Below are 15,039 nucleotides of genomic sequence, written 5' to 3' on the forward strand. Positions count from 1 at the left end.
GTAGAATTAACACAATAAATGCAATTAGAACAAAAACAAAGCAAGAACTGGCATTTCCTACAAACCCATAAACAAGGTTTTAACAAGTGTCACTGAAAATTCATGAATTCTTCATGATCACGTCAAGTTCAATCATCAGACTAAATACGTTTCGACTAAAACAATATGAGTAGAATTATGTTTAAAAGAGCACTTTTATGCTTAAGTTTAATTAGCTTGGTTGGTTGTAATGATGACGATAAAACTGAAAACTCACCAACCACACCAGAATATCAACTTCCTAAAATTTTAGTGGTAGGACATCGCGGCGCGAGCGCTTTGCGTCCTGAACACACATTAGCTTCATATCAAAAAGCGATTGATGATGGCGCAGATTTCATTGAACCTGATCTAGTCTCTACAAAAGATGGCGTATTGGTTACTCGCCATGAAAATGAGATTGGTGGAACAACCAATGTAAGCACTTTAAGCCAGTTTGCAGATCGTAAAACAACAAAAAATATTGATGGTAAAGACTTAACAGGCTGGTTTACAGAAGACTTCACGTTAAGTGAATTACAGCAGCTTAAAGCGCGTGAACGCATTCCAGAGTTCCGTCCAGCAAACACAGCCTATAATGACCTCTACCCTGTCCCGACTCTAGAGCAAGTGATTGAACTGGCTGAAGCAAATTATAAGAAAACGGGAAAAATTATTGGTTTATATATTGAAACCAAACATCCGACTTACTTTAAAAATCAGAAACTGGCAATGGAAGATACCCTTCTTAAAACCTTAGCCAAATACGAATATACACGTGATATTGCACCTGTCTATTTACAGTCTTTTGAAGTGAGTAATCTAAAATATTTAAAAGATCAGCTCGACCTTCATAAAACGATTAAACATGCACAAATCATTCAATTATATGACGCTAAAACCTCTCAACCAGCCGACTTCGTTGAATCTGGCGAAACTAAAACTTATGCCGATTTAGCCACAGCACAAGGCTTAAAAGACGTGGCTAAATATGCAAACGGTGTAGGGCCAAGCAAAGGCTATATTCTTAACTTTAATGACAGTGGCTCAGTTCAAACAACTTCGTTTATCACTGATGCACATACAGCTGGGTTAAAAGTACATCCTTATACTTTCCGCCCAGAAAATTATTATTTACCAACGCATTTAAAGTGCAGTCAAGATAAACCAGCGGAGCGCTGTCCATCTGGTGCTTTAAAAGAGTTTGAAGCCTATTTTAAAGCTGGTGTTGATGGTGTATTTACAGATGACCCAGCACTTGGCCGTGAAGCCGTTATTAATTTTGAAAAAGCTGCAAAATAAATAAAGTTTCTAACAAAAAACAGGGCAATAAATGCCCTGTTTTTTTATTTCTCTACAACATTATCAAAATAAAGTGGGATCCACTGATATTGCTCAGCATTTACTTTATAAACATGGCCAATGCCCGGAAATGGTAAATGTGGTGCGGCAACCCATTGTTGCTTATTTGAAATTTCAGCAAACATTTTTAAACGTGTATTAATCGCCTGCTCAGAATTCACATCAAAATCTACCCCAGTTTTTGGAGCATCAAATTGCAATGAATGTGAGTGGACAATGTCTCCAACAAAAATGATTTGCTGATCATTACTTTTTAAGCGGAAGCTATGGTGGCCTGGTGTATGACCACGCGTATCGATCACTTCAAAACCTTGAATAACATCACCGTCTTTAAATGTCTTGAATGCTTTTTTTGCTTGGTATGGAGCAAGAGCAGTTTTTACGTTTTTAACAGTACCCAAATAATTTTCTTTTTTGTCTGCTGGTACTGTTTTTTCAGAAGCTGGATTTAACCAGTAATCAGCTTCACGCTCATGTGCATATACAGTTGCATTTGGAAATACGGCTTTTCCATTTTGAGCAATACCGCATACATGGTCTGGGTGTAGATGAGTAAGTAAAACAGTTTTTACATCAGCAAGCTTATAACCAGCCAATTCAATATTTTTTGCAATCGAGCCAAGTTGCGGGCCAAAACAACTTGCTGCACCACTGTCTACAAGCGTTAAGCTTTTTCCATCATCAACTAAAAATGCATTTACCGAGGTTTGAATCCCTTTTTCATTAACAGCAGCATATTTCGTTAAGATTTTAGTTTTCTGGGCCTGATTTAAATTTTTGAATAAATCAGGATTTAAATAAATCGTACCATCAAGTAAAGAGGTTACGCGGTAGTTTCCAAATTGATGGTGATAATATCCTGGTACTTGCGGGGTTGCTGTTGGCTCAGCATAACTTGCATGGATACTTCCAATTGCAAGGCCCAACGCTACACATAATTTTTTCATCTTTTCTTCTCTATTGAGTTATAAAGTCGAAATCTTTAAAAAAGATTTAATAATTTTTTAAGACCCAAATTATATAATGCATGAAAAGTGTCAGAAATATAAGTATATGAATAGCTATTCTCCCTATAAGGGTAAAAGCGGTCTTAAGCGCATATTAAATGCAACGGGCTACTCTATTTCAGGATTTAAAGCAGCTTATAAAAATGAGGCAGCTTTTCGCCAAATTGTTTTGATTAATATTATTTTGATTCCGGTTAGTTTTTTTCTTGATGTGAGCCGTAGTGAGCATGTGTTACTGATTATTGTATGTCTTTTTGCAATGATTGTTGAGCTATTCAACTCTGCTATTGAGGCTGTGGTTGACCGAGTCTCACTTGAAAAACATCAGCTTTCTAAAAATGCAAAAGATATGGGAAGTGCTGCCCAATTTGTTGCACTCTCTATCATTGCTATTACATGGTTAATTATTTTATTAGGTTAAAAAAAAACCATGCCTACAAGTAAATAAGCATGGTTGTAACAAAAGAGGAACTTCTAGCTGCTGTTCCTGTTTTTAATATAAATAATGGAACTTAATTATTTCTTAAAATTACGTGAAAAATAAAAAATCCCTGCATAAGCAGGGATTTTTTGGTTAAAGCGTTGATGCGTTATTACATCATGCCGCCCATACCACCCATACCGCCCATATCTGGAACAGCTGGTTTATCTTCAGGAATGTCAGTAATCATACATTCTGTAGTTAACATTAAGCCAGCAACAGAAGCTGCATGCTCAAGAGCAGAACGAGTTACTTTAGCTGGGTCCAGAATACCCATTTCTAACATATCGCCATATTCACCAGTTGCAGCGTTGTAACCAAAGTTACCTTCACCACCTTTAACAGCATTGATCACTACAGATGGCTCATCACCAGCGTTTGCAACGATTTGGCGAAGTGGAGCTTCGATCGCACGGCGTAAAATGTTGATACCTGCTGTTTGATCTTCATTAGCGCCTTTTAAGCCATCTAGTGCATTAACAGCACGTACTAGAGCAACACCACCACCAGCAACAACACCTTCTTCAACTGCTGCACGAGTTGCATGAAGCGCGTCATCTACACGGTCTTTCTTCTCTTTCATTTCAACTTCAGTCGCTGCACCGATTTTAATTACAGCAACACCGCCTGCTAATTTAGCAACGCGTTCTTGTAATTTTTCACGGTCATATTCTGAAGTAGATTCTTCAATTTGAGCACGGATTTGTTGAACACGCTCAGCAATACCAGCAGCATCACCAGCACCATCAACAATAACAGTGTTTTCTTTAGAAACAGTAATTTTGTGCGCAGTACCTAAATCTTGAAGAGTTGCTTGCTCTAAAGACATACCAACTTCTTCAGAAATAACAGTTGCACCAGTCAAGATTGCGATATCTTGAAGCATTGCTTTACGACGGTCACCGAAACCAGGAGCTTTAACAGCACATACTTTGATAATACCGCGCATGTTGTTTACTACAAGTGTAGCAAGCGCTTCACCTTCAACATCTTCAGCGATGATAAGAAGTGGTTTACCAGTTTTTGCAACTGCTTCTAAAACAGAAATCAATTCACGGATGTTGCTGATTTTCTTGTCAACAAGAAGGATGAATGGGTTTTCAAGTTCAGCAGTTAAAGTATCTTGCTTGTTTGCGAAGTACGGAGAGATATAACCACGGTCAAACTGCATACCTTCTACAACGTCTAACGCGTCTTCGAAGCCAGAACCTTCTTCTACAGTAATTACGCCTTCTTTACCTACTTTTTCCATCGCTTGAGCGATAAGTTTACCAACAGTAGTATCAGAGTTAGCAGAGATAGAACCTACTTGCTCGATCGCTTTGAAATCGTCAGCTGGTTTTGCATTTGAACGGATATTTTCAACTACAGTTTTTACTGCGATATCAATACCACGTTTTAAATCCATTGGGTTCATACCTGCAGTTACAGATTTGATCCCTTCATTTAAAATTGCTTGAGCAAGTACAGTTGCAGTTGTCGTACCGTCACCAGCGATGTCGTTAGTTTTGCTAGAAACTTCACGAACAAGTTGAGCACCCATGTTTTCAAACTTGTCTTTTAATGAAATTTCTTTAGCAACAGTTACACCGTCTTTAGTAATATGCGGAGCACCGAAAGAACGATCGATAACAACGTTACGTCCTTTAGGGCCTAAAGTCACTTTAACCGCATCTGCAAGTACGTTTACGCCTGCAATCATTTTTGAGCGAGCTGAATCACCAAATTTTACGTCTTTAGCTGACATATTAAACTCCGAATCTTTTTAAATACTGAATCTGATAATGAATTGAGTTATGGATTGATTAGCCTTCCAACACAGCTAAAATGTCTGACTCTTTCATGATTAAGAGTTCTTCACCACTTACTTTCACTGTTGTACCTGCATAAGTACCAAACAATACTTTGTCACCAACTTTAACATCCAAAGCACGTACGCCATTCTCAGTGATTTGACCATTACCTACTGCAATTACTTCACCTTGAGATGGTTTTTCAGCAGCAGAACCTGGAAGTAAAATACCACCAGCAGTTTTGGTTTCTTCTTCTACGCGACGAATTACAACGCGATCATGTAATGGACGAATGTTGCTCATAATTAACTCCATCAGACTAAGTCTTTTTGATTAATCGTTATTGCTTTAATCCAGAGCAATAACAAAATATTTAGATGTCACTTTTGTGGGGATGAAAAAAAAGGCTTCAAGGGGAAAATGAAAAAAAACTTATCTTTTTTGGTCATTTTTTAACAGGTTGTGAAGAGTTTTTATTAAATTTAAAGCACAAAATAAAAGAGGCTATTTTCATAGCCTCTTTTATAAAGATAAATTTTAATGTTAAACAAAGAGTTGCTGATTATTCAACAACTCATCTAATGTCGTATTTACCTGATTTAAAGTTATCAATGACACACTACTAAATATTGTACCTTCGCCATCTCGGTCAAGACTAATAGTCGTGTTTCCAGCACCTTGCTCTACAGTAATAAATTTCGCTAATGTGCTCACATCTTTAGAATAGTCAATTAATAGTTCACTTAAATCAATTTTGTCAGCTTGAGCATCGATTCCTACTTCACCTAAAGTAAAATCTAACACCGTGTCATGTCCATTTCCGCCAGTCGCATCTTGGCTATTTAGCAATTGGAACAGAATGGTATCAGCACCTTCATGAGTCATATAGGTATCATTACCTTCACGCCCATTCAAAACGTTATTACCAGAGTTACCTGTTAAAAGATTATCTAAAGTATTGCCTGTTGCATTTAGATGAGCAGAACCAACCAGCTCCAAGTCTTCTACATAACGACCGCTTTCCAAAAACGAATCTACAGTCGTTGGATCATTTACTGTTTGATATAAACCAACCAAACTATAATTAACAGAACTGATAATTTTATCATGCCCGCCTAAATCCACATCTCTACGGCCAGATTCAACAAGTTGACTCTCCCAATAACTATTTTCTACCCAAATATCTTGATAGTGGCTAGTATCTACCCAAACCTCTTCATAATGACTTGTATCAATATAAACATCTTCATAATGACTTGTATCAACCCATCCTTCTTCTGAACGTATATAAGTTAATTCATAGCCTTCTTGCCATTGGCCATTCACGAAATCATAATATTGTTGTTCATATCGACTATAATCGCTATCTGCCGTGCCATTATCAATATAAGTTATACCATTTTGATTTTGATAAATATTTTGTACAGTTGAATAACCACTTGTGGCCCATTGCGATTCATAATATCCATCAACAAACCATATCTGTTCATAATGGCCTTCAATGACCCAATCTGAATACATATAGCTATTATCAATCCAGACGTCTTTATATATTGCATACGGCTCAACAATATATTCTTGAACAAAATCATCTATAGTATCAATGTTATAAGTATTATCTGTAGCATCACCTTTAAAGTGATCAATAATAACAGTCGGTAAATCACTAATTATTTGGCTAATGGTTTCACTACGGTTTCCAGCACGATCAATAACAGTAAGGTCAAGTGAAGTTGCATTTCTATCCAGATAGATAAAGAACATTCCATTTGCCAATGCTGTAGTGCTCGTTACAGAAAGCGGTTGGTCAGTAAAATGATAGGTAAGCTCAACAGTAGCATAACTTTCTACCCTCCCTGTGAGCGAACCCCATTCATCTATAGCAAGCTGCGTAACTACATCTGGAACTACCGTATCATTTATAGCAACAATCGTTGTCCCCACACTCACATTTTGATTGGCATCAACTACTTTTACCGTTAATGTTTCGCCATGCCAATACTCATACCATAGGTGTGTTAAGAAAGCACCATCACTTCCAACATTAGTCTGACCAACCAAATTATTATTAGCATCAAAAATATTAACAATTGAATATGCTTCCGCTTGTCCTGAAAGTACATTTCCATCTTCTAAGAGAAGCTGAGTTGCTGCATTTGGTGCGACAGTGTCTATAGGTGCCGTAATTTCGGTGTAAGCACTTTGATACCCATTGTATTCCACAACAATGCGTAAAATTTGTCCACTCGCTAGAGGTGGATACAACTGAATATTAAAGTTTCCAGCTTCATCTGCAACATTAGTGGCAACATGGTTACTATGCACATCAAAAATATGCACAGTACTAATTGCTACAGCGGTTCCCTCAATAAAAAAACCATTTTCAGATACCACAATATGCTCTGCTGATGGCGGTGCATTAGTATCTGCATTAAAAGTAATATTAAATGGCTTACTTATATTTTTGGCTAAATCTATCGCAGTGATGAATAACTGCTCTCCACGTAATATAGGTGGATAAATACTAGCGTTAAAATATCCAGTCTCATCCGCTTGAAATTCTGCTCGTAAATCTCCATCCGCATCCATTACCTGAATGATTGCTTTTGAATCAGTTTGCCCAGTAATACCATAACCATCATTGTTAATTACCACTTCATTAATTACTGGAGCAATATTGTCTAAAGGCGCAATAATTTCAGTGATTAGGCTATATTGATTCGTATTCTGGTCATAAACTCGAACTTGTAATGTCTGTCCTTGTACATAATAGTCATTTAACTCAATAGCAAAACTACCATCTTCATTCACAGCATTATTCCACCCTCCGTTAATGGTCTGACCATCGGTAGATGTAACTACAACCGACATTCCTGCTGTCGCCTTCCCTGTCAGAATATGACCATCTATATCCAGTTTTAGCTCTGTTGCAGTAATTGGCGAGTTGGTAAATAGTGGTACTAATTCATGTACAACTTCACTGCGGTTACCTGCTTGATCTTTGACAACAATACTTAAATTTTGTGTCTGGTATTGACTCAGATTGATCCATTGATAGAATTTTCCATCATATCCAACATACATCGTTGTGATAATTGCACCATATTGATCAATAATTTCAACAGTTGTATTTGGTTCAGCCTCACCAAAAAGCAATCCGTCTGAGGCTAATGTAATATTTGCAGCAGCTGGCGGTGCCACATCATCAATTAAAGCATTTTGTTTAACCTCAACACTTCGGTTACCTGCTATATCTACAACGATGAAAGTTAATTCCTCTCCATGTAAATAGACTTGATTAAAATAACCTGACACATTACCAGCACCATCTACATAACCAGAACCTATCACCTCACCCGCAGCATTTTTGACTTCAATCCGAGTATTTACTTCTGCTTGCGCCGTAAAGTTTTGACCGTGTGAGTCGAGCACAATATTCTCAATCGGATTTGGTGCGATATCATCAATCAAAGTATTCTGCTTGATCTCTGTACTGCGGTTACCCGCTCGATCAACGACAACAAAAGTGAGCTCTTCGCCATGTAAATAGACCTGATACAAGTAACCAGAAACATTACCCATGCTATCGGTTGAACCAGATCCTACAACCTCACCAACAGCATTTTTAACTTCGATTCGACTATCTGCTTCCGCTTGCGCTGTAAAGTTTTGACCATTTTCATGCAAGACGATGTTTTCAATCGGATTTGGTGCAATATCATCAATTAAAGCATTTTGCTTAAACTCGACACTTTGATTACCTGCTTTATCTATAACGATAAAAGTGAGTTCCTCACCTTTTAAATAAACCTGATTGAAATAGCCTGTCACATTACCAGTGCTATCGACATAACCATAACCGACAAACTCACCCGCAGCATTTTTAACACCAATAAAACTATTGGCTTCTGCTTGTGCCGTAAAATTTTGCCCATTTTCGTCAAAGATGATGTTTTCAATTGGATCTGGCGTAATGGTATCCACCAAAGCATTTAACTTAAGTTCGACACTGCGATTACCCACTCTATCTATGACAACGAAAGTTAATTCTTCTCCATGTAAATAGACTTGATAGAAGTAACCTGTCACATTACCAGTGCTATCGGTAGAGCCCCAACCTATCTGATTACCAAATGAGTCAAAAACTTCAATCTGACTGTTTACTTCCGCCTGTGCTGTAAAGTTTTGACCGTTCGCATCAAGTACAATATTTTTAATCGGATTTGGCGCAATATCATCAAGTGGAGCCTTTACCGAAACAGCTTCACTCACATTTCCAGCTCGATCTTTAACAGTGACTGTGAACTCTTCACCATGTAAATTGTAGGTACCGAAAGAAATAGTAAATGTACCATCAGCGTTTACGCTGTAGTTCCAGATATTCACTTGCTGACCATTTTGATCTAAAATCTGAATGAAAGTATTTGGCTCTGCTACACCCGAAAGGGATGAACCATCTTCACTGAACGTGAGATTACTCGCAGCCGCGGGAGCAGTATCATCAAGTGGCGCTTTTACAGTAACCGCGCTACTCAAATTACCAGCCCGATCTACTACAACTACCTTAAACTCTTCGCCATGCAAGTAGTTACTGTATAAAGAGATGTTAAATGTTCCATCCCAATTAACATTATTATTCCACTGATTTACCAATTGACCATTCTGATCAAATATTTGAATCGTAGCATTGGGTTCTGCCATACCAGTTAGATATGAACCATCTTCACTAAATACTAAATTAGTCGCATTTTCTGGTGCCGTATTATCAAGAAAGGCTGTTTGTTTTACTTCGACGCTACGATTACCGGCTTGATCAATTACAACAAAAGTGAGTTCCTCACCTTTTAAATAAACTTGATTCAAGTAACCCGAGACATTACCAGCACTATCTACATAACCAGTACCTACAAGCTCACCCACAGCATTTTTAACTTCAACTTTGCTATTTGCTTCTGCTTGCGCTGTAAAGTTTTGACCATTTTCATTGAAAATGATGTTTTCAATCGCGTTCGGAGCAATATCATCAATCAAGGCATTCTGCTTGACCTCTGTACTGCGGTTCCCCGCTTTGTCAACTACAACAAAAGTGAGTTCCTCTCCATGTAAATAGACTTGATATAAGTAACCTGAAACATTCCCCATGCTATCGGTTGAACCAGATCCTATGACCTCACCAGCAGCATTTTTGACTTCAATTTGAGTGTTTGCTTCTGCCTGAGCTGTAAAGTTCTGTCCGTTCGCATCAAGTACAATATTTTCAATTGAATTTGGTGTAATATCATCAGTTAAAGCGTTTTGCTTGATCTCTGCACTACGGTTACCCGCTCGGTCAACGACAACAAAAGTAAGTTCTTCTCCATGTAAATAGACTTGATATAAATAACCTGACACATTACCAGCGCCATCTACATAACCTGAACCTATGACCTCACCCGCTGCATTTTTGACTTCAATTTGAGTGTTTGCTTCTGCTTGCGCCGTAAAGTTCTGTCCGTTTGAGTCGAATACAATATTTTCAATTGGATTTGGTGCAATCTCATCAATCAAAGCATTCTGCTTAACTTCTGTACTACGGTTACCCGCTCGGTCAACGACAACAAAAGTAAGCTCTTCGCCATGTAAATAGACCTGATACAAGTAACCAGAAACATTGCCTGTGCTATCTGCTGATCCATAACCAATAATGTCACCATTGGTATTTTTAATTTCAATCTGACTATTTGCTTCAGCCTGAGCTGTAAAGCTCTGTCCATTGATATCTAATGCAATATTTTCAATCGGATTTGGTGCGATATCATCAGTTAAAGCACTCTGCTTGACCTCTGCACTACGGTTACCCGCTCGGTCAACTACAACAAAAGTAAGTTCCTCACCATGTAAGTAAACTTGCGGGAAATAACCAAATACATTACCTAAGCTATCGGTATAACTAGTAGTAATCTTATTTCCAGCCTGATCTACTATTTCAATAGAGCTTCCAGCTTCTGCCTGAGCTGTAAAGCTTTGGCCATCTTCGTTGAAGATGATATTTGCAATCGGATTTGGTGCAATGGTATCAATTAAAGCATTTTGCTTAAATTCGATACTACGGTTACCAACTCGATCTATGACAACAAAAGTAAGCTCTTCACTATGTAAATAGATTTGATTGAAAAAGCCTGAGACATTACCAGCACTATCTGTAGAGCCCCAACCCGTCTGATTACCTAATGAATCAAAAACTTCAATCTGACTATTTGCTTCTGCTTGTGCTGTAAAGTTTTGACCGTTTGCATCAAGTAAAATATTTTTAATTGGATCCGGTGCAATATCATCAAGTGGAGCATTTATTGAAACAGCTTCACTCACATTTCCAGCTTGGTCTTTAACTGTGACCGTGAATGCCTCACCATGTAAATTATTGCTACCTAAGAAAATAGTAAATGTACCATCCGAGTTTATGGTGTTATTCCATATATTCACGAGCTGACCATTATGATCAAAAACCTGAATCGTAGTATTCAGTTCTGCTACGCCTGTAAGATATGAACCATCTTCTGAGAAAACTAAATTGCTGGCTGGTGTAGGAGCAACCGTATCAGCGGTAATTACAGTATCGGTGCTTACTTGCCCACGAGCATCCTTAATTGATAAGAAAAACTGCTCACCATCAACAAGAGGGCGGTCAAGCTGGAGTTTAAAATAACTTGATCCATTCCAACCGTTATCTTCACCGACTTTAATTTCAGCTACGACTTCACCTTTGGCATCTTTAACAATAAGAGTACTATTATTTTCAGCTTGTCCACTTATCACTCCGTCCGAAGTAAAGCTATCTACATGGGGGGCAAAAGCATAATTAGGCGCCTGTATCTGCGCTGCTAAACTTACATTTCCATTCACATCGGTAGCCGTGACATAAACCGTCTCAGCATTAGTTAAAAACATACCTAGTTCTATCGAAAAACTTCCACTCTCATCAGTCCAGTTATTCCAGAACCATTTATTAAGAATGTTTCCTTGCCCATCTTTAACTAAAATTTCAGAGAAAGGTTCTGCATGGCCATAAACTAAATCACCAGCATCATTGAAATTTAAATCTGTTGGAACAGGTGGAGGAGTCAGATCTACAATGATATTCTGCTCAGGACTCATCAACCCTTTATTATCAATAATTTGAACGGAAATTTGCTCTCCATCAATTAAAGGTCGGTTTACACTCAAGCTAAAATGACTAAATTCATTCCAACTATTGTCATCACCTAATATAACCTTTCCTAATTCATTACCGTCAGCATCACGCACGATTACTGTACTATTATCTTCAGCAAACCCAGAAATTAAGCCTTCTTGTGTAATACGTTCAACATATGGAATATAAGCAAAGTTTGGAACTTCGATTAGGGCTTCACTCGTATTTTGATTTTTATCTACTACTTGTACGGTAACCGACTCACCTTCTTTTAAAAATTGGAATACCTGTAAACTTGCAAAGCCTTGTTCATCGGTAAAACCTGTAGCAATTAAATTGCCCTCTCCAGAAAATGCACGAATAAAGCTGTTCGGCTCATTAACATGTACTGATAAAGTTTCACCACTAATATCAAATTGTGGAGTTTCTAAAAATACTGCTGGAGTATAGTCTGCGGTAATATATTGTGGATGGCCTGAAATATTATCTTTATCTGTAGAGATAATAATTTGAGTACCTTCCTCTAAAGGTTGGTTGAGGGTCAAAGTAAATGGTCTGACCTCACCTAATGCCATTACACTAAAAGGCGTAATACCTGAACCCTCAAATGCAATGGAGTTAAACTCTTGTAGAATATTTCCATTCTGATCTTTTACAATAAAATGACTGCCTTCGGTCGCATAACCAGTGATCACACCTTCTGGACTAATTCTTGTAATACTAATAGCAGGAACTTCAGTAACTAGGCTAATTGACGAATTTTCACTGCTGTATCCATTATAAGTAGCGACCGCATAAATTTCTTGATTAGTACTAATAGAAAGGTCTTGTAAAGTAAATTTACCCTCCTCATTAGCTATTGTAGTTGCAAGCCAATCACCATTTTTATTGTAGATATCAACTTTACTTCCTTTATATGCGCTACCTGAAATGATAGCTCCATCTATATTATTGAAAGTTAGTGAATCTAGAGTTGGCGAATTTGGAGTATGATCTACATTATAATTTTGGGTCTGTTTAATAATGGCTGTATTGCCAGCTTGATCAGTAAGACTAATATCAATTGATATATTGGTTTGCGATTCTTCTGACCACAGAAACTCTGCTGGAATTTCGCTAACCCATTCTTGGGTGACTTCATCAAAATGAAAGTTATAAACAACATCGTTTAAAGTCGTATTTACTGAGGTCAGTGAGCTATTTAAGTCTGTTGGTAGATTATCTACGTCTAGTCTTATAGAAATAACTTGATCTTTTTCAACTAGACTTATTATATTGTCTTCAGTAATCGACTTTACAGTTACTGTAGTTGATTCAATATTTAAAGAATTATCTATAATTACCTTTTCCACACTAGTTTCTGATGTGTTGCCTGCGAGGTCTGTCACTACAGCTTTATAGAGGTAACTTCCATCAGCTAAATCTTTTTGATCAGCTGTTGTCTCCTGCCAAGTTTTTCCTTCATCGGTAGAGACTTCATAGTGGTCTAATAAAGCAGCTTGCTCTCCGATTACAATCGGTTGAGCTAGCTTCAAAGTAAAATTATTATCTTGCGTAATCCGATCCGTTGCTAAAACACCCGTATCGCTTAAATCAGATAAAGTTAATTCACCTGCTTGCGGCGCTGTTGTATCCACAACGACTTTTTGTATAGCGGTTTCTGATGTATTGCCTGCAACATCTGTAACTATAGCTTTATATTGGTAAACACCATCGGTTAAATCTTTTTGAGCTAATGTTGTTTCCTGCCACGTCTTTCCATCATCTTTCGATATCCAGTAAGTGATTTGGCTATTTACTTCTTGTCCGCTAATCTTTAAATCAAAAATTTTATCTTGCGTAATCTGATCGGTTGCCGAAACACCTGTATCACTTAAATCAGATAAACTCAGTTCACCTGCTTGCGGTGCTGTGGTATCCACAACCACTTTTTGTATAGCGGTTTCTGATGTATTTCCCGCAACGTCGGTTACCACTGCTTTATATTGATAAACACCATCAGCCAAATCTTTTTGAGCTACTGTTGTTTCCTGCCAAGTCTTTCCTTCATCTTTAGATATCCAGTAAGTGATTTCGCTATTCACTTCTTGTCCGCTAATCTTTAAATCAAAAGTTTTATCTTGCGTAATCTGATCGGTTGCCGAAATGCCCGTATCAGCCAAAGCAGATAAAGTCAGTTCGCCTGCTTGCGGTGCTGTTGTATCGACAACAACTTTTTGTATAGCGGTTTCTGATGTATTTCCCGCAACGTCGGTTATTACAGCTTTAAATTGATAAATACCATCAGCCAAATCTTTTTGAGCAACTGTTGTTTCCTGCCAAGTTTTTCCATCATCGATAGAAACTAAATACGTTACTCGGCTGCCACTTTCCTGTCCTTCAAGCTTTAAATTGAAGTTTTTATCTTGCGTAATCTGGTCGGTTGCCGAAATACCCGTATCAGCCAAAGCAGATAAAGTCAGTTCGCCTGCTTGCGGTGCGGTAGTATCTACAACGACTTTTTGTATAGCAGTTTCCGATGCATTTCCCGCTCGGTCCATTACTACAGCTTTGTAGAGATAAACGCCATCGGTTAAATCTTTTTGAGCGACCGTTGTCTCTTGCCAAGTTTTTCCTTCATCGGTAGAGACCAAATATGTTACTCGGCTTCCACTTTCCTGTCCTTCAAGCTTTAAATTAAAGTTTTTATCTTGAGTAATCTGGTCGGTTGTCGCCCCCCCATAATCTAAAAAATTATTGAAATTCAAAGTACCTGGCTCAGGAGGCGTCGTATCTTTAGAATCGTTCCGAGACAATAAAGCAATTGTTCCGGCTCCTGCTAAAGCGCTGACTACCCACGACCAGAGGGGTACAGAAGATGAACTATCAATAAGCTTTGGCGTATCTTTTAATTCTAAATAATTAACAGTGGTCTGTCCGCTAGCATCTTCTCCCAGATTAGCAGCCCAATAACTCTGCCCTTCATTTAAAAGAATTTGCGGGTTTTCGCTAATAAAATAGTTTTCTAAAACAATTTCAGTTCCATCTTTTAGATGAACAATTGCACTGTTTCCTTCTCTTGTTATTGAAGAAATTTTTTCTGGATTTATATCGATTTTTGCGACTTCTTTAGGATTTACTACAATATTTTTTGTCTGGCCTACATTAATATCAACTGTATTATTTTTTGAAGCATTATTTGCCATTAATGATACTTGTACCATTTTT

At 37.8% G+C, this 15,039-nt stretch carries 6 protein-coding genes; 2 read left to right on the top strand and 4 right to left on the bottom strand.

The genetic code is table 11. The annotated features are described in order from the left end of the window. Positions 1-177: 177 nt before the first annotated feature. The gene (locus B806_RS0107335; protein WP_017385784.1) at positions 178-1,320 is read left to right on the top strand and encodes a glycerophosphodiester phosphodiesterase; all 1,143 of its coding nucleotides are present in this window, start codon (positions 178-180) and stop codon (positions 1,318-1,320) included. 44 nt (positions 1,321-1,364) lie between these two features. On the opposite strand, the gene B806_RS0107340 is transcribed toward B806_RS0107335, so the two are convergent. Further along, positions 1,365-2,327, bottom strand: a complete 963-nt coding sequence (locus B806_RS0107340) for an MBL fold metallo-hydrolase (RefSeq protein ID WP_017385783.1) — start codon at positions 2,325-2,327, stop codon at positions 1,365-1,367. A 106-nt stretch (positions 2,328-2,433) separates the two neighbouring features. On the opposite strand from B806_RS0107340, the gene B806_RS0107345 reads away from it, so the two are divergent. Next, entirely contained in the window at positions 2,434-2,808 is a 375-nt protein-coding gene (locus B806_RS0107345) for a diacylglycerol kinase (protein ID WP_002118962.1), read from the top strand. Between the two features lie 172 nt (positions 2,809-2,980). Here the strand turns inward: B806_RS0107345 and groL are convergent, their stop codons facing one another. From groL to blp1, 3 genes are all read right to left on the bottom strand, one after another. Beyond that, positions 2,981-4,615: a chaperonin GroEL gene (gene groL / locus B806_RS0107350; protein WP_002120607.1), complete on the bottom strand. Its 1,635-nt coding sequence runs from the start codon at positions 4,613-4,615 to the stop codon at positions 2,981-2,983. 58 nt (positions 4,616-4,673) lie between these two features. Next, the gene (locus tag B806_RS0107355) at positions 4,674-4,964 is read right to left on the bottom strand and encodes a co-chaperone GroES (RefSeq protein ID WP_002120604.1); all 291 of its coding nucleotides are present in this window, start codon (positions 4,962-4,964) and stop codon (positions 4,674-4,676) included. Between the two features lie 240 nt (positions 4,965-5,204). Continuing rightward, positions 5,205-15,035, bottom strand: a complete 9,831-nt coding sequence (gene blp1, locus B806_RS0107360; RefSeq protein WP_017385782.1) for a biofilm-associated Ig-like repeat protein Blp1 — start codon at positions 15,033-15,035, stop codon at positions 5,205-5,207. Between the last annotated feature and the right edge of the window lie 4 nt (positions 15,036-15,039).

Origin of the sequence: Acinetobacter sp. TG2027, from assembly GCF_000302435.1 — a bacterium.
Lineage (GTDB): Bacteria > Pseudomonadota > Gammaproteobacteria > Pseudomonadales > Moraxellaceae > Acinetobacter > Acinetobacter pittii.

What these genes read in the sequence shown, in the direction of transcription:
- B806_RS0107335 (WP_017385784.1), top strand. Translation starts at nt 178, where the DNA reads ATGTTTAAAAGAGCACTTTTATGCTTAAGTTTAATTAGCTTGGTTGGT.
- B806_RS0107340 (WP_017385783.1), bottom strand. Translation starts at nt 2,327, where the DNA reads ATGAAAAAATTATGTGTAGCGTTGGGCCTTGCAATTGGAAGTATCCAT.
- B806_RS0107345 (WP_002118962.1), top strand. Translation starts at nt 2,434, where the DNA reads ATGAATAGCTATTCTCCCTATAAGGGTAAAAGCGGTCTTAAGCGCATA.
- groL (WP_002120607.1), bottom strand. Translation starts at nt 4,615, where the DNA reads ATGTCAGCTAAAGACGTAAAATTTGGTGATTCAGCTCGCTCAAAAATG.
- B806_RS0107355 (WP_002120604.1), bottom strand. Translation starts at nt 4,964, where the DNA reads ATGAGCAACATTCGTCCATTACATGATCGCGTTGTAATTCGTCGCGTA.
- blp1 (WP_017385782.1), bottom strand. Translation starts at nt 15,035, where the DNA reads ATGGTACAAGTATCATTAATGGCAAATAATGCTTCAAAAAATAATACA.